The organism is Ktedonobacteraceae bacterium, from assembly GCA_035653615.1.
GTDB lineage: Bacteria > Chloroflexota > Ktedonobacteria > Ktedonobacterales > Ktedonobacteraceae > DASRBN01.
This window is the reverse complement of sequence record DASRBN010000015.1, coordinates 204,954-228,826: the sequence shown is the minus strand read 5'-3', so window position 1 is coordinate 228,826 and position 23,873 is coordinate 204,954. Positions and strand designations below refer to the sequence as shown.

The following is a 23,873-nucleotide window of genomic DNA, read 5'->3' as shown; positions in this document are numbered from 1 at the left end:
CGGACAGGTCAAGGACAAGCCGCTGTCCCTACAGCTGGTACAGCGCATCGGTCTTCGCGGCCATGATAAAATCGTTGCGATGCAGGCCTTTGATTTTATGCGTCCACCAGGTGACCGTTACCTTGCCCCATTCGGTGAGGATGGCGGGATGATGGCCCTCTTCCTCGGCCAGATCGCCTACGAGGTTGGTGAAGGCGAGCGCGGCGATGAAGTCCTTAAAGATGAAGACGCGCTGCAGCCGTTTGATGCCGTCGACTTCGATGACGTGCCACTGTGGGACCTGGGGTTGCAGCCCGGTAATTTCGGCATCTGTCAGAGTCGGCTCGCCCCCACGGCAGGCGGTACATTTCAATTGCGCCAGTTCTTCCATGGCTCTCAGTCTCCCTCTATCCTTTATCAATTGAGCTGTCTTCCTCGATGGAGACGGATGGTACTTTCTTCTTTTTGCGTTTTGAGCGTTGGGCTTCTTCCTCTTGCGGGGTCAAGAGTTTCAGAACGGCCTGCTGGGGGCTCATCGGTATTTGTTGCGCTATCTTATTGATTTCTTCGACAGGCAAGTCTGCCAGGAGATCATCCTTTGCCGATTTCGCCTTTTTTACTCCCTTGCCCGCGTTGCGTGCCACCGATTGAAACGTCTTCGGACCCAGGATAAGCAGTCCGACGACGAGAATCGGCAGCAGGTCCAACAAGTGAAATCCCATAGTGCCCCCTTCTTTGATAGGCGATTCTTCGCTACGCTCAGAATGACATGATGAAAAGACACTCCCTTCATCATGTCATTCTGAGCGCAGCGAAGAATCTCACAATTCGTTACCCCACATATTTATATGTATGTAGTACATCACCCCTCTATCATATCATACGGAAGAACCAGAAGAGGGGATAACAATTCCGCAAAATTTCCCCGAAAAATAAGAGCAGTCGCGTTCTCTTAAATAGAGAGTGTACAAGAAGTCGCGAAGAGGCAGGATGGCTCAAATGCAGCCTCGCGAAAGGGCGAGCAGGGTAGGATGACTACCAGGCTTCTGCACTTGAGCCATCCTCGCTGGAGCGCGATGGGCGGTATTCAGTACCCAGGACTTCCCCCACACACCCCTTAATCTGGGTTCACCGGTCGTGCTTCCCCCAGGACAGCGACCGGTCTCTTTTTTTTGAGAAAGATGGCTAACCGGCTAGCTGTTCCTCGTATTCAATCGCACCCAGAGCTTTGAGTCCTTCTTTTTGAGCCGCTGTGAGTCCCTTTACACCGGTTATGTTCATCCCTTCGTAGGGACGAAGACCCTGCAATGTCTTGATGCATGTTCCTGTCTCTACATCCCAGAGTTTCATCGTTCCATCATCGCTACCACTGACGATTGTCCTTCCATCAGGGCGAAAAGCTACAGAACAGAGGCAATTGCTATGCCCATGCAAAACTGCCAGGCATTGCCCAGTCTGCGTCTTCCAGAGCCGAATGGTTTGATCATGGCTTCCACTGGCGACGAGCCCACCATCGGGACTGATTGCCACTGTTCTGACCCAGCTTGTGTGACCGCGCAACGTGCTAACATTTTTTCCAGAACCTGCATCCCAAAGACGTATCGTCGAATCATCGCCACAACTGGCCAGGACATTTTTGTTGGGACTGAAAGCAACCGCCCATACGCGGTGTGTGTGCCCCTTGAGCACCTGAAGGCATTCACCGCTTCTGGTATCCCAGAGACGCACGGTCGTATCATCGTTAGCACTGGCAATCAGGCTACCGTCAAAGTTAAAGGCAACCGCCCAGATCAATCCCCCGTGTCCTGGCAGCACACGAAGACATTGGCCATCGCTCACCTGCCAGAGACGAATGGTCTGATCATGGCTCCCGCTCGCGAGCAGTGTACTATCCGGGTGAAATGCGACTGAGCGCACAAGATGGGTGTGTCCACGCAGAACGCGCAGATAATGACCTGTATAAGGATGCCAGAGGCGTATCGTTTCATCTTCACTGCCGCTGGCAAGTGTATTGCCGTCTGGGCTGAATGCTATTGAGCGCACGTAATTAGTATGGCCGTAGCTGCATGTCATGCTGAGCGCCGCGAAGCATCTCTGCCCACCTTCTGAGGAATCACCAGCTTATCAGGATTGATATATGCAAGTTTGTTACCAATATGTTATGCTCATTAGTGAAAAGTGTACGGCAATGCGATTGTAAAAGTATAAGTGGGTCATGGAACGGTCAGTCAGGCATACAGACGCAGGCGCAATCCGGCAGACGAGAATTGTTCCAGAATCAAATAGCGGTGAACGTAGATTACGTCAGGTAGCGGCGTGGCTCATCCTGTATTTGCTCCTCCAGGCCGAATTTGGTCTTGCCTGGGATAGGCGCTGGCATGATCTCGTTGGTCGCGACCAGTTCTGGATACCACCGCATATCACCCTTTATAGCGGGATGGCCGGGGCGGGATTCGTCACACTACTGGTTGTGCTGCTCGATACCCTGCGTTACTATCAGGGCAAACCAGGCGTCGATGACGAATCGACCATCAGCATCTTTGGTATTTTCCACGCTCCATTGGGCTTTGTCCTGCTGGGCTTCGGCGCGCTCACCGACCTGGTGGCCGCTCCTTTCGACAATTACTGGCACGAACTTTACGGCATCGACCTGACACTGTGGTCGCCTTTCCATGTGATGGGCACTATTGGAGGCTTCATTGCCGGATTGGGGCTGATCTACCTCTTTGCGTCCGAAGCCGCCATCGAACGAGCATCCAGATGTCCTGCCCACCGTTTCCTCGGACTGCTTCCACTAGAAATAGGGGCTATGATTGCTCTCTCGGCGGTGATGGAATTCATCCTGCCGGCTCTCACGACGTTCGTGCCCATTACCGGCGGTTCCGTGCAGATTCCAACCTATGCCATTCCACTTGCCCTGGCAGGTGCGGGTTGCCTGCTCAGCGTCCAGCGCCTGACCGGTAAAACCGGCGCGGCAACACTCACGGCTCTCATGGTATGGATTGAGTCGATAGCGACCCAGGCCGGCGTACCCGCTGCGCTCGATCTCGTTGTGCCTCGTACTGGCTATGTTTACCGCTACAATGCTAGCCCTGTTTTCAATCTGACCATTGCGCTGGTACCATGCATCTTCCTGGTGACGGCTCTCGTTATAGATGGACTGGCGCTCTTGCGACGGCCCGGCAAAACCATACCTCGTCTCCTGCAAGGCATCTGGTCACCGGGTATATTGATCGGGATACTGGCCGCGCTGGTTCCACCTTTCCTCGTACAAGTCCTGATGACCCTGGGGCTACCATACGAGGAATCTCAGGTTTTGCAGCCAGACTGGTCCAATGTCCTGCTCGAATTGCCGGTCGCGATAGTCTCAGGACTGCTGGGAGCTTTCCTGGGAGCATTTTTCGGGGACATCTGGCAATGGAACAGGCGTTAAGCAGAGGAAGATTGCATGCATAGAATTGGCATATATGGTGTAGTTATCTTATTGGCGCTCATGCTCAACTCAGGGACGGCGCTCGCGGCAAATGGCAGGCAATTCATACAAGGGCAACCTTTGCAAGCCGGTCCATATCTGGTACAGGTCACATTCTCGCAGAATCCACCCTACGTCGGGCAAGCTTTCACTATCACAGTTGTCTCTCAGAACGACCTGGCGCTGACCGGTCGCGTCATTGCCGAGCCTGAAAACGGCACCGACGCTATTCCGGCGCATGCGAGCCTGAATGCGCTGGCGGGTCATCCCGGCACACTTGTAGGAATTTTGAGCCTTTCTGTACGCGGCAACTGGCGTCTCACCTTCGAATTCAACGGCCCACTGGGACCTGCTTCCGCCTCGCTTCCTATCACTGCCCGGGTTCCGTTTGATATGCCTGCGTGGCTCGGCTGGCTCATCGGCCTGATTCCCCTGGCCATCTTTCTATGGTGGCTCTGGCGCCAGGGGCGCTATCGCCGCAACCTGCTAGATCGCGCAAGTCGGAAGAAACCCGGGTCGATTGAGCAAAGCACGTACTCTGCTCAATCGCGTGGAAAATAATAGCCTTGCCATGAAAAATGGTCTCTTGCACATCGTATTAGAGAACAATTTCAATTCTGAGACGGTAAGCAGACTAGCAAAAGACTAGCAAAAGATCTTATCTCCAAACCTGGATTATTGCATACTTTGCATAACAAGTTCGCCATGCCATTCGGCTAACGTTGAGTATCAAGGAGAGCAATAACCTATGTTCATAAATGCAAATTTACAAGCAGCGCACGAGGACAGGGACAAGCCATTATCCCTACAGGTCTCTATCACTTTTGTCAGTGGGCCTCTGATGGGCAAAACATTTGAAATTACAAAACCAATTACTACTATTGGCCGCCATACAAGCAATGATATTATTATTCTCGACGAAAAAGTCTCAAGATACCATGCCCGCATTACCTTCGACAACGGCACTTGGAGCATTGAAAAACTCTCCCAGACCCGCCCGCTGATCGTCGATGGACAAAGCATAGAGAAGGCGACCCTTGTACATAACTCTAGAATCGAACTGGGGCAAGACAGCGTATACCTTTTTGCGCTGGCGGCAAATGCCAATCCTCCGGGCCAGTCTCAAGAAGCTGTATCCGCTTCTGGAAAAGAGGAAGACACACTGCACATGCGGCCTGTGGCTTTGCCGGAAAGCGTACCACAGTTTGAGGCAAAAGCGCCGGACTTGCCAGCGCAGACGGAAATCGCCGCCTACTCAAGGCTTGGTATACCTTCAATAGAGGTGATGGACAATACTTCCGGGCACAGGCGGGTTTTCCCGCTGGATCAGGAAGTCATCAACATTGGGCGTAAGGAGACAAACGACATCGTTATCGATGATCCGATTATCTCCGATTTTCACATGCAAATCGTGCATGAGAATAATGCATGGGTGCTCATCCATCCACATCCAGACAGGCAACAAACGCGCACAGGCCTGATGTACCAGGGACGTAAGATTCGCGGCAACAAGACATTTCGTAAGACACTGGCGCGCGGCGACGTGTTTCGCATCGCTGATGACAATGGCAGCGTCGTGACCTTGACCTATAACGACGGCACAGGGTCACCTCAAGTAATCTCGCCATTGATTTCACCCATACCGCTCCATACAGCCTCCATCTCGCTCGGTCGCCAGCAGGATAACGATATCGTGTTGAACCATCCGCAGGTCTCGGCGCACCATGCCCGTCTGACGTTAGAAGCAGGAACGCATCGTCTCTCTGACCTGAACAGCAGTAACCATACATATGTGAATGGCATGCGCGTAACCAGTGTCTTACTGAAGGTGGACGATGAAATCCGTATCGGGCCGTTCAGGCTCACGTATACCGGAGACGAGCTGCGGCAGTATGATGAAAGTGGAAGCATCGGTATAGACGCCTTAGAACTGCGGAAGGTAGGAAATAACCAGGTTGTATTGCTGGATGGTATCTCGCTGAGTATTCCGCCGCGCTCCTTTGTCGCGCTGGTGGGCAGTTCCGGGGCCGGCAAATCGACACTGCTGGACGCCTTGAGCGGTTTGCGGCCCGCCCAGCAAGGTTCAGTCTTCTATAACGGGCAGAATTATTATACGCATCTCTCCGCCTTCCGCTCGCAACTGGGCTATGTACCACAGGAAGATATCATTCACCGCGATTTGACGGTGGAAAGAGCGCTCTATTATGCGGCAAAGTTACGCCTTCCGCCGGATTTTACACGCGCCCAGATCGAGCAGCGCATTGACGAAGTGCTTGAGGATGTAGAAATGACGCATCGCCGCAAGCTGCTGATCAAAAAACTCTCCGGCGGCCAGCGCAAGCGGGTCTCTATCGCCCTCGAACTGCTGGCCAATCCGAGCGTCTTTTTCCTCGATGAACCCACGTCGGGGCTTGATCCCGGCCTGGATCGCAAAATGATGGTGCTTCTACGCAAACTGGCCGATAAAGGGCACACGGTTCTCCTCGTCACACACGCCACAAACAACATCAACATTTGTGATGCCGTTTGTTTCCTGGCGCAAGGTGGTCGCCTGGCCTACTTTGGCCCACCGGAAGAGGCAAAAGCCTATTTCCAGCAGCCAGATTTTGCCGAAATATACAATTGCCTGGAGCCAACCGACGAACATCCCAACATCCCACAAGAAGCCGAGGAGCGCTTCCGCAGGTCTGCCGCATACCAGACTTATATCGCGTCACGGTTGAAATCCACGCAGATTCTTCGCTCCGCTCAGAATGACATGGCTCCGACATATCATTCTGAGCGCAGGAGCCGAAGCTCTGAACGAAGCGAAGGGGAAGAAGTTGCGCGGCCAAAGCAATTTGCACATCCAAAACAGTATGCGCAAAAAGGGCAGCGGCAGCAAAAAGCGCCCAGGCGCGGCAGCTTCTGGAGACAATTTCTTCTGCTCTGCCAGCGCTACCTGGAACTGCTATGGAATGATAAATGGAACTTGTCCATCCTGCTCTTGCAAGCGCCCGTGATAGGCTTCATCCTGTTTATCCTCGTGCTTGTATTGAACGAGAGGACGGTATTCAAGCAGCCCATTCCTTTTTTACTGCAAGGAGACGCGCAGCATTTCCTGTTCATTCTGGCTTTTGCGGCTATCATGTTCGGCACCATCAATTCGGCACGGGAGATCATCAAAGAGCTACACATCTACCAGCGCGAGCGTACAGTAAATCTCGGCATTCTGCCCTACCTGCTGTCGAAAATCATCGTGCTGGGCGTGCTTTGCCTGGTGCAATGCGCCGTGTTACTGCTTCTGATGAGCCTGGCGGCGCAGTTTTACGCTGGAATCATCCTGCCGGCCATGTGGGAAGTGTATATCACGCTCGCCCTGACAGCTCTGGCGGGGCAAATGCTCGGGTTGACCATCTCGGCCCTGGTACGCAACAACGACCAGGCCATGAGCTTCATTCCATTGCTCTTGCTCCCGCAGGTGATCTTTTCTGGGGCCATTTTTCCGTTGAAAGATATTCCGTTGCAAACGATTGGGGCAGTGTTTTCGCTGCGCTGGTCCCTGGCGTCGTTAGGGTCCACGATGAACCTGACCGGCAACGGCGATAAAATATTCGGCACATGCGCGACTTGCGACACCTATCAGCACAATACGCACTACCTGCTGATCACCTGGTTGGCGCTGGTCGTTTCCATCCTCGTACTCGGCATAGTGACAGCTTACTTTCTTAAACGCAAAGATGTGCGCGGGTAGCTGCTTGCATCCGCTTGCTTTCTTATAAACTTCTCAGCCTGTTCAAAGCTTGAATTCAAGAATGTATGGTAGGCTTCTTGATAAGAAAGAAGCCTACCATACATTCTTGAATAGGCCGCACAGGGAAGAAGATGGAGTATGAACGCTGTACAGACCTTGATTCCCCTCGATAGAGGATTTTCCTCGCCTGCCGTCCCGGATAAAGCAGCAGGCTCTCCTGGCAGAACGGATTTATACTTCTATAGCAACGCCAGTCTGCAGAAGCAAGTTGATGCGTTCCAGGGATTCTGCGCTTCACTTGGAATGACATCTCCGGGGCATGTTATTCCGAGTGAAGCGCAGAATCCCCTGCTGCAGTTGTTACAAGAAAAGGATGCGTCCCTCTACCAGCACTCGCGTCGCGTGCAACAACTTGCTCGTCACCTGTCGCAAAAACTGGCGCTGACCGAATCCGAAGTGAGGATCATCGAACAGGCCGCATTATTTCACGATCTTGGTAAAATGCTCATCGATGATGCAATACTCCAGAAAACATCGTCGCTCACCCAGAAGGAGTTCGAGCAAATGAAGCAGCATCCTGCATATGGCGCGATGCTGCTCAGGCAAATAGGAGCTTCGAAAGAGGTAGTAGCGCTGGTCTATCACCACCACGAGCGCTGGGACGGTCATGGATATCCCACCGGATTGCAGGGTAAGGCTATTCCACCAGGGGCGCGCATTATTAGCATTGCCGATGCATTTGATGCGATGACCGCCTCTCGCCCCTATTCGGCCAGGCGCACAGAGGAACAGGCGCTGGCCGAACTGCGTAGATGCGCCGGAACGCAATTCGATCCCACCCTGACCGACCTCTTTTGCCGTGGCATGCAATCGAAGTTCTTCCGCACGCAACCGGCATACGCGCTGTGATTGGCACCGTCCTGTAGGGACAGTGGGTCGTCCCTGTCCCGGACGGCAAACAGGTTATGGCCGGAGCCGGGCTATCAACCACGAACGTAGCATTGGCACGACATATTTTGCCTGCATTGCCTGGATGTGATCAAGCCCATCAAGTACCTGCACATCCCAGCCAAGATCATGGAGTTCTGCCTGTCCCTGTACAATTGGATCGGCTAAGCTCACATAGACGTTCTCCCAGCTTTGGGGATACTGGATCTCGTCCTTCGAACCAACAAAACAGAGGCGAGGACAGGCGAGCCGGGCCTGGGCCGCCCGGTCGTCGAACCCCCGCAATGCCTGGTACAGGGTTACAAATTGGCGCGTCTGATCTCTTGTGAGAGTCATCTCAGACCATTCAGATTCACCTGCCGGCGGCATTGGTCGCGCACCAGCGGCCATCTCATAGGTAGCAGTAGTGACCCGCAGCATCTCCTCGTATGGGCCATTCAGCGGCGGGAAGCCACCCATGATGAGCGCCGAGAGGCGGCCGGTACGGATGGCGAGTTGAAGGCCAATCATCGCCAGCCAGGAGTAGCCATAGTAGGCGAAACGGTCCACCCTTGCAGCATCGGCCACCGCAAGCAGATCGCTCGCAATATTGGCCGGTGTCAGCGTGTCCGGTTTCGGTATGCGAAGACATTGTCCTTCATAGTCGAAGGCTACCACGCGAAAGACATCTCTCAGCCCATCGATCAACGATTGGCCCAGAGCTGGATCAGCGCCATATTGCCGCATTTGCTCCGCCAGGGGCCCGGTCACCGGCTGTGGATTGACCGGCAGCAATAGAGCCGGTCCTGCACCATGAATTTCGATCTCGATAGTACTCCCGTCATGCAATGTCGCTTCAGGCATAGAAGTTCCCTCCATCATTTGCTTTTTTCTGGATCACATCTCTACTGTACAACACCAATGCCCAACTGGAGGGTAAGGCCGCATCGAGATACTTACATTTGAGTATGCAGGCGCCCTATCCAGGCCCAATATGCCTGCTCGATGCGATAGAGAAGAATGGTAAAGGAGCCTCTAAAAGCACTTGAGAGTTTAACATGATAGATCATCTCTGGTGGAGCGATTCCCCCGGCAGGGCGCGATGATGCAGTTTGATAAAATATTCTGGTAATTGGCACGCGGGCTGGTAAATCGGCCCCTACCCGCGAACATGGAGCACAGGGGTAGGGCCAGATACATCGCGCTATGGGGAGATAGCGGCCAAAAGTGGCTATGCTGCGTTTATTTTAGCAGACAAAGGAACATATTTGTGATATGCTGAGGTACAGGCATGTATAAGAATTTGACAAGAGGATCGTTTTCACCAATGCAATCTATAGCCGACCGTAGTCCAAATAATGTTCGTTCGCAAACGCGCGCGATTGCCGTTTTAGCCGTGATTCTCTTTGCATTCGCGGGACTAATCAGCGGTTTCGCTGCCGGCGCATTTATTCATCCGAAGATAGGAACGACGACGGGCAATTCGGGTTCTCATACGGGGCAAGTCACACCGCAAAAGACGCAGACGCCGGGCAGCACAAAAACAATTCATCCCTCGCCCATCTACTGGCCGCAGATTATCCAGGAACCTCCAGGTACGGAAAAAGCAGATGGAGCTACTACGTACAGGATCTCTATCCAGGTGGTAAGCGAAACCAGAGATCAGAAGGCCGGCCCTCCTATCCATGTTGCCGGCATTACATGTAAAATCTGGCTGACGAAAGATAGCAACGTTAATGACAATCTGAAGATGAATAACTATAAGAGGCTTAAATCGGTGGGGACGCTTTCACAACCACTTCCTGGAGAAATTGTAGGAGCGCTGAGCTTTAGTGGTAATTCTTCACAGGTACAGGACACAAATGCTGCCGGACAGGTAACATGGAATTACAGCATGAACAATTCGGTTGAGCACGGCCAGTACTACCTGGTTATCCTGGCAGATTGGAGCGGAATCCACTATAATTGGGTCTGGATCAGCATTATTGTCCCGAAGGAAGATTAGCCAATCCCCGCAAAATTCCCAGCACGAGCTGCGCAAATTTAGCACGCGCGGCATCCGCGATGCCCAACACGCCTTCATGTGTGATCTCTTCTATATCGTCGCCGGTCGCCTTGTTGGTAATGAGGCTGATCCCCAGGACGCGCATCGCCATATGACGGGCGACGACGACTTCGGGCGCGGTTGACATTCCTACTGCATCCACGCCGATGGCGCGCAGGAAACGTAGTTCCGCGCCGGTCTCAAAGCCAGGGCCAGCAACCATAGCATAAATCCCTTCGTGCAGCGTGATTTCCGGCTGTGCGGCGGCTACCTTCTGCGCCAATGCACGTAAGCCCGCGTCATAGGCTCTGGCCAATGGTGGAAAACGCTGGCCGAGACGCTCATCGTTCGGCCCTATAAGTGGATTCATGCCTGCCAGACCCGGAAAATTGATGTGATCGCGTATGAGCATGAAATCACCGGCGGCATAGGCAGGATTGACACCGCCCGCCGCGTTCGTCACGACCAGTGTATGCGCGCCAAGCATGCGCATAACGCGCACGGGGAGAGTCAGTGTTTGCGGCGTATAGCCTTCATAGAGGTGAAAGCGCCCCTGCATGACTACGACCGGGACGTTCTCTAGGGTTCCCAGCAGCAGGCGGCCCGAGTGACCGGGAGCGGTCGAACGGGCGAAATGCGGAATCTCTTCATAGGGGATGGCAGTGGCGTGGCTTACATCCGCGGCCAGATCTCCCAGGCCGGAGCCAAGGATAAGTGCTACGTCAGGCTGCAGGGATGCGCGTAGTTGAATAGCTGCCGCTGCTTCTCTTATTTGCTCATAGAGTTCCATAGCTTTGCTTCCTCAATAGCAGGTGTATGAATAGCGGCCACCGCCGTCAAACGCCTGTGGCCATGCTTTCGCGGGCGAGCTGCGTATAGATCGAGGTGGTAGAAATATGAGCATGACCAAGCAGTTCCTGCACAGAGCGCAGTTCCATGCCACCCTGGAGCATCAAAATGGCGAACGAGTGCCGCAGCATGTGCGGGGTGATCGTGGTGATGCCTGCCTGCCGCGCGTAGCCTTTGATGATCAGCCAGAAACCCTGCCGCGTCAGACGCTCGCCATGATGGTTGACGAACAGCGCCTGCTCTTCAGGATGGCGGGCCATGAGGCCTGGACGCGCCATTTCGAGATACTGCTTTGTGGCCTCCACGGCAACGGCGGAAAGCGGCAAGACCCGCTCACGCCGGACGCGGCCATTGCGACCTGGGCAAACAATCGTGGCTTTCGCGGCATCGAAATCATCCAGGTTCAAGGATACAAGCTCGCCGACACGCATACCGGTAGCATAGAGCATGTGCAGCATGGCGAAATCGCGCTTCCCCGCGGGAGTCTCGACTTCCAACTGCCGGAAGAGGCTGGCAAGCTGCTCCGCGCTCAAGACGTGCGGCGGCTCCTTCTGTATGCGCGGAGCCTCAAGACTTTCGATAGGATCGGCGGCAATCAGGCCGCTGCTGCGCATATAGCGGAAGAAGGTTTTCAAGGCGGCAAGCTTACGGGCTATGGTGGTTGGACGATAGGCCTGGCCCTCGCGCATTTCGAGCAGATACGCTGCAATATGCTCGCGCGTGACCTGCTGCCAGTTTTCCACCTTCTGTCGTCTGAGATAGAGGCAAACCTGGTTCAGATCATTGCGATAAGCTATGATTGTGTTATGATTGGTGCCATCTCGCCCCTGTTCCCTCACAGAAAGCGAGGCAATATACTCATCAACGACATCTTCTAACATAGAACACTTCCGTTTATTTATTACCGATCACTCATGGAGAGATGCCCGGTTGGACGATTCTACCTTCAGGGCAACCACCCTGATTGCCCTGGCTTCATTGTCTGATGACAATGCCACTTACAGGAAATGACTATAATTACGGCCATAGCCATTATAAGCGATGAGGCGATGGAGGGCAAGTAGGAAGAGGCAGGGACAAGTCAGATTTGTCCCAGAAGTGCTATAATAAAGTACCATTCTGTTCTGCCTCGCACGCAGATTCTTCGCTTCGCTCAGAATGACATGGGAAATTACGAATGACGTGGGAAACCAGAATGACTTGGGAAATCAATGACTTGGGAACGGGGCTTAGAATGACTTGGGAACGGTAGATTCGAGCGATGATCTCCGTCATTGAATAAATAAGGAGTAACAAAAAAGCATGGGAAAATTACAGGACCTGTTTACGCAGGTACGCCGGGCGCAAAGCAGCGGCGGGATAGGATTTGTCGGCAAGAATAAATCGATGGTGAAGCCACGCGCCGCGGCACTGATTGTGGCCTTGAACAATTTCGACGCAGGAACGGCGGAAGCAGCCGTTAAAGCTGGAGCGGATGGTCTGCTCTTCAGCTGGGATGGCAAGGGGAATACGAGCGCGCTTGAGGTGCTACAAAAAACGATAGAGGCCGCTCAAACCGGTAACGAAAATCTCATCTGCGGCCTGGAGATCACCGGTGGCTGGAACAAGCTGGAGCGCAAAGATATCGAGCACTTCAAGGAACTGGGCCTGAGCTTCGTGATAATTCCGTTGCAGGCTCCGGCGCGTTTGTTGGCACTGAAAATAAAGGACCTGGAACTGGCTGTCTCCGTGCCTATGCGCGAAGGAGATATGTATCCGGTCTTTATTCGCAACTTGACCGCATTTGACAATATCGCGGCAGTTTTACTGAATTTCGGGCTGTCAGACGAGGTCGGCACGATGACCATCGAGGATATGCTGCGCTATCGCGCGGTACGCGAGGCGGTACGCTTCCCTGCACTGCTCAAGGTGAGCGAGAATACCGGCGAAGATGATGCCTTCGCCCTCACGACGTTAGGCGTGCAGGCGGTGATCTTAACGGCCGGTGATAGTGAAGCAGAGATGAGCCGGCAAATTCAGTCGCTACGCGAAGTGCTTGAAAAGGTACACGAGGACGAGAAAGAGTCCTCAAATATGCCTGGGAGAGGATAAAAGAAAAACGTATCACATAAATCAGCTTCCAGCACACCACGCTGGAAGCTGATTTATGTGATACGTTTTATTCTTGCTTGGCAGCCGAACTTACGTGCCAGTAGAGCTGGCGGCGTGGGATGCGATGCAGGTATTTTTTTGTCTCCTGCCAGACCGAAATGGGGTTAGCATTATTGCGCCAGAAGTAATAGCAGCCGAGTTCATCGGGTTCGGAGCTCAGAATCTGGGTGAAAGCCGTGCCGAGGTCTTGCTGGCTTTCTTCGTCCAGGTTGAAGTTCTGTAGCCAGAGCTGGCTGCGTTTGCCTTGCCTGCGAGCGATATTGACGACCTCGTTGCTCCATTGCTCAACGCTCATTACATCTTCGTTTAGTAAATTCCAGAACAGGTGAGAGCCGATTGTATCCAGGTCTGGAATGGTGGCAAAATCTTCGATCAGCGACATATCCTGTGGCAGCAGAACGACGGTTGTTTTGATGTTGCTATCAACGCGCTTGACGCAGGAGCATAACTCACCCAGGAACTCGACCATGGAGCGCCTGCGAAAACGCTGGATATCGGTCACGTCGGGGCAGAGCGCCCGGCAAACGGAGCAAAAACAGGTCACTTCGAGGCCGCGCGGCTCATCGATCACAATACCGTTGATCGGATAGGAGGTGAGGTAATGCTCGATCTCCTTGAAAAGCCAGGAGCGAAAAGACTGGTGATTGAAGCAGGAGATATCGTGATAACGCCCATGACGGTCCATTACACGCGATTGTGGATGACGAAATGTATACCAGCTGGGAACAAATAAGGGGCCGGCGAATAGATTGCCATGGCGACCGGGGCTTACATGTACCTTCAAACCTGCGTCCTGCGCCTGCCGCAGACCACGCTCTATATCGCGCTGGAAGCGCTGCTCCTCCTGTTCGTGTATGGCATAAAGAATGCTGCTCGCCCCGGCGGCGCGAATTTGCTCAAAATCCTGTTTCACACTAGCTGCGTGCAACAACGGATGAAAATATGCGACCGTTATATCCATGTGACCTGCTAAACTACCAGAGATACGCACTAATAAACAACATAGGACAAAAAGGTAAATACATTCACCTTCTATATGCTCAAGTATAACATAGTTTCGGTATTGACTCGCGTACTATAGGTAATTGGTAATCAGGAATTTTATAGGCCATTCCGCCCTCATGCTTGACAAGTTTCTGATTTCTATGCACAATGCACGCATGAGTCACGCACAGCAAGCACGAACCTCTGGCAGCGTTTGTTTCGTCCGGGCGTATGCCAAGATCAATCTGACGCTTGATATTTTGGGCCGCCGGGCCGACGGCTATCATGACCTGGCAACAGTGATGCAGACTGTTGATCTCTATGATACCCTCTGCCTGGTAACTACCGCTGATGACGGTATCAGCTTGATCTGTACAACACCCGAATTGAGCAACGATAAAAACCTGGCTGTTCGCGCCGCGCGGTTAGTACGCGAGTACTTTGCCCTGGAGCAGGGAATTGGCATCGAGCTGTACAAGCGCATTCCTGTGGCAGCCGGGCTGGGTGGGGGAAGTAGTGATGCGGCTGCTATCTTGCTTGCCTTGCAGCAGTGGTTGCAATTACCGCTATCCTCATCAGAGCTGCTGGATATGGCGGCGGAACTGGGTTCGGATGTGCCGTTCTTTCTAACAGGCGGGCTTGCGCTTTGCGAGGGGCGCGGCGAACGTGTAACACCGCTTGCCCCTTACTGGCCACCCACAATGCGCTGGCTGCTGCTGGTTAAACCGGCGATCAGCGTGTCAACGGCGGCAGTTTTTCGCGGCTTACCTGCTAGCGACTATACAGACGGCTCTCACACCGGCGCTGTTTGCGCAGCCTTCGATGCCAGGAGTACGCCACGCCCGGAAGACCTGTACAATGGCCTGGAACGGAGCGTACTGGAGAAATATCCAGAGGTTGCCAGGGCCAGAGAGGACCTGTTGGATGCAGGAGCTCGACTTGTACGGCTTTCTGGAAGCGGGCCGACGCTGTTTGCGCCATTCGCTGAACTTTCTCGCGCCAGGCAGGTGCAGGAAGATATGCAGGCCAGGGGATATGATGTGTATCTGTCGCGTGCAATACATCCCGACGCCGGGAATGTATGGATTTGTTAACCTGAGCGATTATAAGGAGGCAACTTTACTATGGCAGATTTGTACTATTGCGTGAAATGCAAAACAAAGCGGGAGATGAAAGACCCGCAGAAGGTGACCATGAAGAATGGCAAGCCGGCCCTCAAAGGGCAGTGTTCCGTTTGCGGTACGACGATCAATACGATCCTCGGCTCCGAAAAGAAGGCATAAGTATTATCTCTCGCTTCTAGTTTCTCGCTTGCTGCCCACGGGCAGCAAGCGAGAAACTAGAAGCGAGAGATAATATCCCTCAAAAAATGATCGCGACTTGATCGAAAGGGAGAAAACGCTGCGCCAGCGCATCATTACTGCACTTTGTCTTATATTACGCATCCCTTTTGCGCTGCTGAATGGCATATCCCTGTTCTTTCGTCCACGCACCCGCCGCGGGCCGCAGAGTATTGTGGTAATTAAACCATGTTGCCTGGGCGATCTGTTGATGACAACTCCCCTGCTGGACGTTATCCACTCCGCTTACCCGGACGCAAGAATTACCTATGTAGCAGGCTCGTGGTCGAAGGTAGTGCCCGAACATCACCCGGCAGTGAGCGCTGTTATCGACTGCGGCAGCACCGGCATTCCTGGACGCTACCGTTTGTCTGACTATATGAAACTGGCACGCAGGCTGCGCAGCTATCATTTCGATCTCGCCTTTGTCCTTGACCGCTCTCCCATGATGACGCTGCTGCCCTGGCTGGCCGGCATACCACGTCGCGTCGGGCCTGATAGCCTCGGACGCGGCTTTTCGCTCACTACGCGGGTACCAGTTTCCAGTTCGCCAGACAAGCTACAACACGAGGCCGAAATCTACTTGAACCTCGCAAGAGCTATCGGGCTACCTGTTCGTGAGCCTCGTATGCGGTTTGAACCTGCGGCAGAGGAAAGGCAGGCTGCTTTACGCTCTTCTCATATGCAGGTGGCACTGTTGCCGGGCGGTGGCAGCAATCCGGGCATGGAATTGACGGCCAAGCGCTGGCCCCTGGATCGCTACCGGGAACTGGCAAGGCGGCTGGTGCGAGAACTGGATGTCGAAGTACTGCTGATCGGCGGACCGGACGACGCAGCGCTGAATGCGTCGCTGTTGGAAGGTCTCGATGCGCCGGAGGGCAGCGTTAAAAATATCGCGGGCAAAACCAGCTTCGGAGAACTGGCGGCCCAGTTGGAACGTTGCGCGCTCTTCATCGGCAACGATAGCAGCCCCATGCACCTGGCGGCTGCGGTTGGCATTCCGGTGATTGCCATTTTCGGGCCTACCAGCCCAGAAGAGTACGGACCTTACCCGCCAAATGATCCCTTGCATGTCTCTTTATGGCATCCCGCGTCGGCACAACCGTGTTTCTTCATGGGCAAGATGCAGACCGCTGAGGGATGCCGCTGCATTGAGTCGGTGACGCTTGACGAAGTGTGGCAGGCGGCGCGGCAGATCATTTCCAGCATTCAAAGCAAAGAGGTCGCGCCTTGAAACGCCTGCTCCGCAGAGTTATGTTGTTGCTGGTACGCCTGCTGGGTGCGCCCGGCGCATGGGCAGCCCCGAAGCAGGCTAGAAAACCTCTTTCGGCTGCGCCGCGCATCCTGTTGATACGCCCGGATCACCTGGGTGATATGGTATTGACCACGCCGGTGCTGCACGCCTTGAAGCAGCACGCGCCCAACGCGCAGATTACTATGATGGTTGGGCCGTGGTCAAGCGAAATAGTTGCTCGTCATCCTGATATCGATCACCTGCTCACCTGTCCATTTCCCGGCTTTCAACGCGCTCCGCAACGAGCATTAGCCCCATATGTCCTGTTATGGACAACCGCGAAGCAACTGCGGCGCGGGCAGTACGATGTGGCAGTTAACCTGCGCCCCGATTTCTGGTGGGGCGCCGCTTTGATGTACCTCGCGCGCATCCCGCATCGCGTCGGCTACGCGCTTGAGCCTGGCAAACCATTCCTGACAAAGACGCTGCCGTTTCACTCGCCTGAGCATGCCACCGTCTCCAACCTTCGACTGGCCAGCGCCGCCCTTGAGGTAATGGGCTATCCACCGCTGGAAGAACCCTTTTCGCCAGAAAGATACCCGTCAGAGTTTATTCCTACCGGGGAGGAGCAGCGCTGGGCGATAAAACGACTGAGCAGCGAGGGCATTGACACGGAAACGCCTTTCGTTATCATTCATCCGGGAACCGGAGCGCCCGTCAAGTTATGGCGTAATGAGGCATGGGCCAGCTGTGCGGACGCGCTTGTGAACTCACCGCAGTGGCCGAAGCCGGTACATATACTACTGACGGGCAGCAAGAACGAGCGGGCGATGCTTGAAGAGATTGCGAGAAAAATGGCCTCACCTGCTATAATAGTAACGGACGCGACGGTGGGCCAGCTGGCGGCGCTCCTGGGCCGGGCACAGATGTTGCTGGCCGTCGATAACGGTCCGGCGCATATCGCGGTGGCTCAGGGGACGCCGACCGTGGAACTCTTCGGGCCAACTGATTATCGCATCTTTGGCCCCTGGGGCGCGGCGGAAAAGCATATCGTGCTGGCATCTACGGCGCGCTGCCCAGACTGCCCGGCTATTCCCTGCGGGCGCCTGGAATTTTCTTCATCAGAATTACCGGCTCATCCCTGTGTCCGGCTCATCAGCGAGCAACAGGTGCTGGCCGCAGCTGAAAAGTTATATAACATATGTCATCAAAAGAGCAAGTAGACCTGGATACTTATGGCTACCCGTTTCCGCCGGATTCGCGGCGAAAATTGCGGAAGAATAGCATCAAGACGGCCAGAAGCCTGCTGGTTAAATGCATCTACCTGGCGTTGAGCCTTGCCGGGAGCATGTTATGGCTGGGAAGGCTGGGCAAGCGACAACCACCGCTGGCACCCGCAACGTTTCATCCCAGGCGTATCCTGGTGATACGGCTCGATCTGATCGGCGACCTTGTCCTCACGCTGCCGCTGGTGCAGGCGTTGAAGCGCGCGTATCCAGATGCAGAAATTGATCTGCTCGCCACGCCTGCCAGCGCCAGAGTAGCCCTGCACGATCCCAACCTGAGCCAGATCATCACCTACGACCCCAACATCTGGCGTCGTCCCCAGGCCCTGGCGCGGTTGAAAAACTGGCGCGAGGCGCGTAACCTCTTGCGCCGCCTGCGCTCGCGCCATTACGACCTGGCCATCAGCGTCTACGGGCAATGGGCGGCAGTACTGGCCGCGCTGAGCGGGTCAAGTCGCCGCGCTGGTTACCGGCAGGAGGGCTATCCGGGTTTTATGACCGATCCCGTGCCGCGAGGCATTCCTGCGCGCCGGCAGCAGTATGAACCACTTGATCAGAAGCACGAAGTCGATTACTGCCTCGAACTGGCCAGAGTAGCCGGGGTAGCGCTCACTCCTGAAGACCGCATCCCTCATCTTTATGTGGATGAACAGTCGCGGCAGGAGGTCGTGCAAATGCTGCATGTTGCCGGTGTTTCGCCGGGCGAGCCGGTAGTTGTTTGCCACGTGGGTTCGAATAACGGGCAGTCCAAACGCTGGCCCATTCCGTATTGGGCAACATTGATTGATCGCCTGGTACGCGAGAATCACGCGCAGGTTGTGCTGACAGGCGCTCCCGGCGATCTCCCCATCATCGAGAGCGTTTTGCGGCGCGCGCGGGAGCGAGCTATCAATCTCGCGGGTAAAACCAGCCTGCCTCAACTTACGGCGCTTTTGCAGAGGGCGGACCTCGTTATCAGTGGCGACAGCGGCCCCATGCATATGGCAGAAGCAGTGGATGCGCCGCTCATCGCCTTTTTTGGGCCAACGAATCCGTCGCGGTATGGGCCAGTCAGTCCTGGCGCAACGACCTTACGCAGCCATATCTGGTGCAGTCCATGTTATAATGCAAAAGACCCTGCCGATTGCCCGTTCTATACGACGCAATGCATGAAAAATATCTTACCATCGACGGTGCTTGCTATGGCACGGGAAAAGATCCAGGCAGGAAAACGGCAATATTCAGAAAACCTGGTAGCAGGGCAAGAAAAAGGCCCTCTCGCATGTCATGCTGAGCGAAAAATGCCGAAGCCCTGAGCGCAGCGAGCGGGGAAGAATCTGAAAGGGGCCAGATCGATCAGGGGCTGACCAGAGATTCTTCGCTGCGCTCAGAATGACATGTCCGAATCGGTTTTTAGTGGCAGCCGCATCCACCTGATCGTCATGCACGCCACTCGTAGGGCTCAGAATGACATGTCCGAATCGGTTTTTAGTGGCAGCCGATAGATTGATGCAAACTATGCGAAACAAATTCCAACCGGTTGCGCTTCCAGAAAATGCGCGTATTCTCGTGGTGAAACTGGCAACGATCGGTGATCTGTTGCTGGCTACACCCGCGTTGCGCGCGCTGCGTGAAACCTATCCGCGCGCGACCATCGATCTGCTGGTGACGCCGAGTTCCGCTGGACTGCTCGATGACTGGGATGTAATCGATCATGTAATCGTACTCGACAAGTACCTCTATGACTATGGCTGGCAGATAGTGAAGAACCCACGCGATCTGCTGCGCCTGCGGCCACTATGGGAGCAATTGCGCGCGGGTCATTACGATGCTGTTCTCCTGCTCCACCACCTTACACTGCCTTTCGGACGCCTGAAGCATCAACTGCTGATGCGGGCAACGGGAGCAAAATGGCGCGTGGGACTGGATAACGGGCACGGCTGGTTTCTCAATGTGCGCGTCAAGGACAACGGCTTTGGAGCGATGCACGAGGCTGATTACAATCTCGCGGTGGCAAAGGCCGTGGGCGCAACCATCAGCGATAAACGGCTGGTGGTGCCACTCGGCGAGTCTGAATACGAGCAGGCATGGAAACTCGTGTATGGAGATGAGGCACCTGGTAGCGTGCCGCGCCCGATCATCGCCATGCACGCGGGCAGCGGTGGCTACAGCACGGCGCGTCGCTGGGCGCCGGAGAAATTCGCGCAACTGGCCGATACGCTCTTTCACGATACCGGTGGGCAGTTGCTTTTGATGGGCGGGCCAGAGGAAGCCGAGTTGAATGAGCGCATTATGGGTATGATGCGTTCAGGCATGCCGGTGCGCAATTTCGCGGGGAAGGGGAGTATCAAGGTCGCGGCGGCGATATTAGGGCAGGCCGATCTTTTTGTGGGCAACGACGCGGGCCTGATGCACCTGGCCACGGCTATGTGTACACCTACCGTGGCTATCTTCGGCCTTTCGAACTGGAAGGCATGGGGACCATATGTAGCCGACGGGTCAAAACAACAGGCGGTAGTCGTGAGGCTGGACCTGCCGTGCATGCCCTGTTTCTATCGCGGCCATGATCTTGGCACGCCGGAGGGCTGTATGACGCGCGACTGCCTGGCAATGCTGGGCGTTGATCCGGTGGCAGTCGCGGCCCGCCGTTTGTTGAGGGATGCGGCGAGTAAAACCGAGGGAAGCAAGACATCATGATGATATTACTTTTGTATTAAGAGGTGTGTATGCGTGTTGATGAGTTAATGGAGGCGGTTACTGGTCGTAGTATTCTGGTTGTTGGCGACGTTATGTTGGACGAATATTTATGGGGCAATGTCCATCGCATGTCGCCGGAGGCTCCGGTACCCGTTGTCGCGGTCGAACGTCAAAGCCATGCCCTGGGAGGCGCGGGTAATGTGGCAGCTAACCTGGCTGCCCTGGGCAGCAGGGTATCGCTGGTGGGAGTCGTGGGGACAGATGCTCAGGCGGCGCAGATCGCTGAAATACTTGCGCTGATGCCCAATATCACTCCTTATCTCTATCCATGCCAGGATCGACCGACGACCATCAAGACACGCATCATCGCCGAGGGTAAGCAACTCTTGCGCGCCGACCGCGAGGAGAGGCGGCCCATACCTGCCGGGGCCGAGGAACATATTCTTGACTACATACAGGAACAGCTGCCCGGCCTGCATGCCTGCGTGCTTTCGGACTATGCCAAGGGCACGCTGACCGAAAAGTTGATTCGCTCGGTCATCAAGCTGTGCAAGCAGGCCGGGATTCCTGTAATTGTCGATCCCAAGGGTCACCGCTACGCGCGCTATCAAGGAGCTACAGTGGTTACACCGAACCTGGCGGAAGCGCACTTAGCGGTAGAAATGGAAGAAGAACAACTCACCCTGGAGGAAGTGGCAGATCGCTTACTGGGAGAAATTCGCGATGGCGCCCTGCTGATCACGCAAGGAGCCAGGGGCATGTCGCTCTTCCGGCGCGATAGTCCTGTCCTGCATATACCTGCCGAGGCGCGTATCATCTACGATGTGACCGGCGCGGGCGATACGGTCGTCGCCGTCCTTGCTTTATCGCTCGCCCTGCACATGGATCTGGAGACCGCCGCGAGACTGGCTAATTATGCCGCGGGCATTGTGGTCGGCAAGGTGGGCACAGCTTCCGTAAGCCTGGAGGAACTTTGGGCAGGATTTGAAGGACTCAGTAATTAGAGGAGATGAATATGGCTACAACGTACACATCACCGGTTGATAAACTACTCACATACGGGTCATTAGAAGACGAGACATCGACAGAATGGCCCGATTATCTCGCGCTTGGTCTAGGACCAGAAGATATCCCGGAACTCATCCGCATGGCGACCGATTCATCGTTAATGACAGAAGATACGCCTGTCGAAGAATTCTTTGCTCCCGTCCATGCATTTCGCGCGCTAGGACAGTTACATGCCGAAGCAGCCGCCGAACCGCTGCTGACCCTGTTTGACAAAATTGATGATAACGACTGGATTCTAGAAGAATTGCCTAAAACTTACGGGATGATTGGCCCTGGCGCAATTCCTGCTCTCACAAGACATCTTAGCGATCAATCCAAAGAACTCTACTCGCGCAGTTCAGCTTCAAACGGATTGGTAGAGATCGCCCAAATGCATCCAGAGGCGCGTCCAGAAGTGATATCGGCGATCTCCAAGCAGCTTGAACTGTTTGACGAGGAAGACCCTGAACTCAACGCACTCCTCATCAGCGATCTTGCACAGCTGAAAGCCGTAGAAACGCTTCCCCTCATCGAACGCGCATATAATGCGGATGCGGTCGAAGAAGGTTTCATAGGCCTGGATGATGTGCTGGTAGATTTTGGCCTGAAAGAACGCGAACCGTGGCCAGAAGTGTCTTTGGCTAAAGTGCCCACTCTGAGAGATACTATTTCGTCTGCTCTGGAACACAAAGGTGACGAGAACGGGGCCGCGGAGAGTGTTACTGAACCTATTACGGCACCGGCCAGGGCGCATGCATCGCATAAAAGCAAGGCCAGTCAGAAGAATAAAAGCAAGATGGCCAAACAATCACGCAAGAAAAATAGAAGGAAGAAATAATTTTCTTGATTGCACAGCGATGAAGAACAAGCCCGCGGGCTTGTTCTTCATCGCTGTGCAATCAAATTTCTCTTCACGGGCCGGGTAAAATTTCCTATCTCAACTTCGGGAGCTTCGCGGCGAAGAATCTCTATCAGAGCGCGCATTCCCAGCGCCTTGCCCATCGAGTCGAGGGGAGGCATGCGAGGCAGCAGCACTTCGGGGTCGATATTGAGGTTGCGCAGCTGGATCAGCCGCAAGCCGGTCTCCTTCACAAATGCGAGCAGTGCCTCTACCTCGCGCTCGCGGTCGATCATGCCGGGGAAGCACAGCAGGTTAATGGAACTATATACGCCAGCGTCGCGCGCGCGTTTCAAAGATTCTTTTACATCCTCGAACGTGTATCCCAAGGGGCGATAATAGGCGTTGTAGGTTTCGGGATGACCGGAGATGGTGCTGGCGCGGATGGTATCAAGGCCCGCGTCGTAGAGGCGCTGCAGCCAGCGCGGATTGCTGGCATTGGTATTGATATTAATTACGCCCTTAGCGGTTTTGGCGCGCATGGCACGAATGGCCTGCTCGATACGCCGCCACTGCAATAACGGCTCGCCCTCGCAACCCTGACCGAAGCTGACGATGGCATCTTCCGCCTGCTCCAGGTGCGGCACGGCTACCTCTACGATCTCTTCAACGCCAGGAATAAAGGTCAGGCGGTCCTGCGGTGAAATCAGGTCTTCCTCTTCCTGTTTGGAGATGCAGCCGATGCAGCGGGCATTGCAGCCGGGTGAGACGGCGATGGCCATTTCCCAACGCCCAAAGAACAGGTTGCTGGCGGTGGGACAGGAGTAGTCGAGGGCGCAATGGGCATGCTGCTCGATGATCCGATTATGGGGATGAGCGGCCCTCTTCTCGGCCACCAGGCGCGTCAACGCACGTTTGTTGAAAGCGCGCGGATGCCATTTGCGCGGATCATCGGTGCGCATGGCTGCTACGTACAACCGGCCATGCATTCCGGCGACGGCGCTGTAGCCAAAGAAAGGCAGGGGAGCGGTATCTGGCACTTTTTCGTATGCCGGCAAGAGGGTGCGCGTGTAGCCAATGGGCAGCAGGGCAGCGGCAGCCCAGCCGCGCGATTGCGCGACAATTTGACGCTCGCCCGAGCGCTTCAAGCCAACGGCCAGGCGGTCGGGCATCATCGAGAGCGTCACGCCGTCTGGCAAAGGAATGAGATCGCTCGCCTCCAGGGGTTGATCGCCGAAAGCAAGAGCACGCAGGCGCGGCTCCTCGCGTACCTCTCCATCAGGAGTACAATAGATGAGATATGGAATAGTCAT

Annotated in this window: 22 protein-coding genes; 14 read left to right on the top strand and 8 right to left on the bottom strand. The window is 54.8% G+C overall.

Going from position 1 to position 23,873, the window contains the following annotated elements; genetic code table 11:
* Positions 1 to 28 precede the first annotated feature (28 nt).
* The 3 genes from VFA09_08580 to VFA09_08570 form a co-directional block, all read right to left on the bottom strand.
* The gene (locus VFA09_08580; GenBank protein HZU67320.1) at positions 29 to 400 is read right to left on the bottom strand and encodes a 4a-hydroxytetrahydrobiopterin dehydratase; all 372 of its coding nucleotides are present in this window, start codon (positions 398 to 400) and stop codon (positions 29 to 31) included.
* Positions 387 to 701: a twin-arginine translocase TatA/TatE family subunit gene (locus VFA09_08575; GenBank protein ID HZU67319.1), complete on the bottom strand. Its 315-nt coding sequence runs from the start codon at positions 699 to 701 to the stop codon at positions 387 to 389. The genes VFA09_08580 and VFA09_08575 overlap by 14 nt, the downstream gene beginning before the upstream one ends.
* A gap of 463 nt (positions 702 to 1,164) precedes the next feature.
* Positions 1,165 to 2,052, bottom strand: a complete 888-nt coding sequence (locus tag VFA09_08570; GenBank protein ID HZU67318.1) for a WD40 repeat domain-containing protein — start codon at positions 2,050 to 2,052, stop codon at positions 1,165 to 1,167.
* A gap of 142 nt (positions 2,053 to 2,194) precedes the next feature.
* On the opposite strand from VFA09_08570, the gene VFA09_08565 reads away from it, so the two are divergent.
* The 4 genes from VFA09_08565 to VFA09_08550 all read left to right on the top strand — a co-directional run bounded on the left by VFA09_08565 (position 2,195) and on the right by VFA09_08550 (position 8,093).
* Positions 2,195 to 3,412, top strand: coding sequence for a hypothetical protein (locus VFA09_08565; GenBank protein HZU67317.1), 1,218 nt, complete (start codon positions 2,195 to 2,197; stop codon positions 3,410 to 3,412).
* A gap of 15 nt (positions 3,413 to 3,427) precedes the next feature.
* Positions 3,428 to 4,012, top strand: coding sequence for a hypothetical protein (locus tag VFA09_08560; protein ID HZU67316.1), 585 nt, complete (start codon positions 3,428 to 3,430; stop codon positions 4,010 to 4,012).
* 187 nt (positions 4,013 to 4,199) lie between these two features.
* A complete protein-coding gene (locus tag VFA09_08555) occupies positions 4,200 to 7,184 on the top strand; it encodes an FHA domain-containing protein (protein HZU67315.1) in 2,985 nt (994 codons plus the stop codon).
* 138 nt (positions 7,185 to 7,322) lie between these two features.
* Positions 7,323 to 8,093 carry an HD-GYP domain-containing protein gene (locus tag VFA09_08550; GenBank protein ID HZU67314.1) on the top strand — a complete coding sequence of 257 codons (771 nt, stop codon included), beginning with the start codon at positions 7,323 to 7,325 and terminating at the stop codon, positions 8,091 to 8,093.
* A 54-nt stretch (positions 8,094 to 8,147) separates the two neighbouring features.
* On the opposite strand, the gene VFA09_08545 is transcribed toward VFA09_08550, so the two are convergent.
* Positions 8,148 to 8,975 carry an alpha/beta hydrolase gene (locus VFA09_08545; protein ID HZU67313.1) on the bottom strand — a complete coding sequence of 276 codons (828 nt, stop codon included), beginning with the start codon at positions 8,973 to 8,975 and terminating at the stop codon, positions 8,148 to 8,150.
* A gap of 463 nt (positions 8,976 to 9,438) precedes the next feature.
* Between VFA09_08545 and VFA09_08540 the strand changes: the two genes are divergently transcribed.
* Positions 9,439 to 10,116 carry a hypothetical protein gene (locus tag VFA09_08540; GenBank protein HZU67312.1) on the top strand — a complete coding sequence of 226 codons (678 nt, stop codon included), beginning with the start codon at positions 9,439 to 9,441 and terminating at the stop codon, positions 10,114 to 10,116.
* Here the strand turns inward: VFA09_08540 and VFA09_08535 are convergent.
* Both VFA09_08535 and VFA09_08530 read right to left on the bottom strand, forming a co-directional pair.
* Positions 10,094 to 10,945 (bottom strand): purine-nucleoside phosphorylase, encoded by an 852-nt coding sequence (locus VFA09_08535; GenBank protein HZU67311.1) that lies wholly within the window; start codon positions 10,943 to 10,945, stop codon positions 10,094 to 10,096. The two genes, VFA09_08540 and VFA09_08535, sit on opposite strands and share 23 nt — an antisense overlap.
* Positions 10,946 to 10,991: 46 nt before the next feature.
* Entirely contained in the window at positions 10,992 to 11,885 is an 894-nt protein-coding gene (locus VFA09_08530; GenBank protein HZU67310.1) for a tyrosine-type recombinase/integrase, read from the bottom strand.
* Between the two features lie 421 nt (positions 11,886 to 12,306).
* On the opposite strand from VFA09_08530, the gene VFA09_08525 reads away from it, so the two are divergent.
* Entirely contained in the window at positions 12,307 to 13,095 is a 789-nt protein-coding gene (locus VFA09_08525) for a hypothetical protein (protein ID HZU67309.1), read from the top strand.
* Between the two features lie 67 nt (positions 13,096 to 13,162).
* Here VFA09_08525 and VFA09_08520 read toward each other — a convergent pair whose 3' ends face one another.
* Positions 13,163 to 14,116, bottom strand: a complete 954-nt coding sequence (locus VFA09_08520; protein HZU67308.1) for a hypothetical protein — start codon at positions 14,114 to 14,116, stop codon at positions 13,163 to 13,165.
* A 199-nt stretch (positions 14,117 to 14,315) separates the two neighbouring features.
* On the opposite strand from VFA09_08520, the gene ispE reads away from it, so the two are divergent.
* From ispE to VFA09_08480, 8 genes are all read left to right on the top strand, one after another.
* On the top strand, positions 14,316 to 15,233 hold the full coding sequence (ispE, locus tag VFA09_08515; protein HZU67307.1) for a 4-(cytidine 5'-diphospho)-2-C-methyl-D-erythritol kinase: 918 nt from the start codon (positions 14,316 to 14,318) through the stop codon (positions 15,231 to 15,233).
* Positions 15,234 to 15,263: 30 nt separating this feature from the next.
* Positions 15,264 to 15,422 (top strand): DUF5679 domain-containing protein, encoded by a 159-nt coding sequence (locus VFA09_08510; GenBank protein ID HZU67306.1) that lies wholly within the window; start codon positions 15,264 to 15,266, stop codon positions 15,420 to 15,422.
* Between the two features lie 97 nt (positions 15,423 to 15,519).
* Complete coding sequence (gene waaF, locus VFA09_08505) at positions 15,520 to 16,713, top strand: lipopolysaccharide heptosyltransferase II (protein HZU67305.1); 1,194 nt, start codon at positions 15,520 to 15,522, stop codon at positions 16,711 to 16,713.
* A complete protein-coding gene (locus tag VFA09_08500) occupies positions 16,710 to 17,936 on the top strand; it encodes a glycosyltransferase family 9 protein (protein ID HZU67304.1) in 1,227 nt (408 codons plus the stop codon). Before waaF (VFA09_08505) ends, VFA09_08500 begins: the two co-directional genes overlap by 4 nt.
* Positions 17,915 to 19,294: a lipopolysaccharide heptosyltransferase II gene (gene waaF / locus VFA09_08495; protein HZU67303.1), complete on the top strand. Its 1,380-nt coding sequence runs from the start codon at positions 17,915 to 17,917 to the stop codon at positions 19,292 to 19,294. The genes VFA09_08500 and waaF (VFA09_08495) overlap by 22 nt, the downstream gene beginning before the upstream one ends.
* A gap of 202 nt (positions 19,295 to 19,496) precedes the next feature.
* Positions 19,497 to 20,675, top strand: coding sequence for a glycosyltransferase family 9 protein (locus tag VFA09_08490; protein ID HZU67302.1), 1,179 nt, complete (start codon positions 19,497 to 19,499; stop codon positions 20,673 to 20,675).
* Positions 20,676 to 20,704: 29 nt separating this feature from the next.
* Positions 20,705 to 21,679, top strand: coding sequence for a D-glycero-beta-D-manno-heptose-7-phosphate kinase (rfaE1, locus tag VFA09_08485; GenBank protein HZU67301.1), 975 nt, complete (start codon positions 20,705 to 20,707; stop codon positions 21,677 to 21,679).
* Positions 21,680 to 21,690: 11 nt separating this feature from the next.
* Positions 21,691 to 22,560: a DUF1186 domain-containing protein gene (locus tag VFA09_08480; protein HZU67300.1), complete on the top strand. Its 870-nt coding sequence runs from the start codon at positions 21,691 to 21,693 to the stop codon at positions 22,558 to 22,560.
* Positions 22,561 to 22,607: 47 nt separating this feature from the next.
* Here the strand turns inward: VFA09_08480 and VFA09_08475 are convergent, their stop codons facing one another.
* Positions 22,608 to 23,873: a radical SAM protein gene (locus VFA09_08475; protein ID HZU67299.1), complete on the bottom strand. Its 1,266-nt coding sequence runs from the start codon at positions 23,871 to 23,873 to the stop codon at positions 22,608 to 22,610.

Coding starts and splice junctions, on each gene's coding strand:
- VFA09_08535 (HZU67311.1), bottom strand. CDS start 10,945: ATGGAACTCTATGAGCAAATAAGAGAAGCAGCGGCAGCTATTCAACTA.
- VFA09_08475 (HZU67299.1), bottom strand. CDS start 23,873: ATGACTATTCCATATCTCATCTATTGTACTCCTGATGGAGAGGTACGC.
- VFA09_08540 (HZU67312.1), top strand. CDS start 9,439: ATGCAATCTATAGCCGACCGTAGTCCAAATAATGTTCGTTCGCAAACG.
- rfaE1 (HZU67301.1), top strand. CDS start 20,705: ATGCGTGTTGATGAGTTAATGGAGGCGGTTACTGGTCGTAGTATTCTG.
- VFA09_08525 (HZU67309.1), top strand. CDS start 12,307: ATGGGAAAATTACAGGACCTGTTTACGCAGGTACGCCGGGCGCAAAGC.
- ispE (HZU67307.1), top strand. CDS start 14,316: ATGAGTCACGCACAGCAAGCACGAACCTCTGGCAGCGTTTGTTTCGTC.
- VFA09_08510 (HZU67306.1), top strand. CDS start 15,264: ATGGCAGATTTGTACTATTGCGTGAAATGCAAAACAAAGCGGGAGATG.
- VFA09_08490 (HZU67302.1), top strand. CDS start 19,497: ATGCGAAACAAATTCCAACCGGTTGCGCTTCCAGAAAATGCGCGTATT.
- VFA09_08555 (HZU67315.1), top strand. CDS start 4,200: ATGTTCATAAATGCAAATTTACAAGCAGCGCACGAGGACAGGGACAAG.
- VFA09_08575 (HZU67319.1), bottom strand. CDS start 701: ATGGGATTTCACTTGTTGGACCTGCTGCCGATTCTCGTCGTCGGACTG.
- VFA09_08565 (HZU67317.1), top strand. CDS start 2,195: ATGGAACGGTCAGTCAGGCATACAGACGCAGGCGCAATCCGGCAGACG.
- VFA09_08520 (HZU67308.1), bottom strand. CDS start 14,116: ATGGATATAACGGTCGCATATTTTCATCCGTTGTTGCACGCAGCTAGT.
- VFA09_08545 (HZU67313.1), bottom strand. CDS start 8,975: ATGCCTGAAGCGACATTGCATGACGGGAGTACTATCGAGATCGAAATT.
- VFA09_08530 (HZU67310.1), bottom strand. CDS start 11,885: ATGTTAGAAGATGTCGTTGATGAGTATATTGCCTCGCTTTCTGTGAGG.
- VFA09_08550 (HZU67314.1), top strand. CDS start 7,323: ATGAACGCTGTACAGACCTTGATTCCCCTCGATAGAGGATTTTCCTCG.
- VFA09_08560 (HZU67316.1), top strand. CDS start 3,428: ATGCATAGAATTGGCATATATGGTGTAGTTATCTTATTGGCGCTCATG.
- VFA09_08480 (HZU67300.1), top strand. CDS start 21,691: ATGGCTACAACGTACACATCACCGGTTGATAAACTACTCACATACGGG.
- VFA09_08570 (HZU67318.1), bottom strand. CDS start 2,052: ATGACATGCAGCTACGGCCATACTAATTACGTGCGCTCAATAGCATTC.
- waaF (HZU67303.1), top strand. CDS start 17,915: ATGTCATCAAAAGAGCAAGTAGACCTGGATACTTATGGCTACCCGTTT.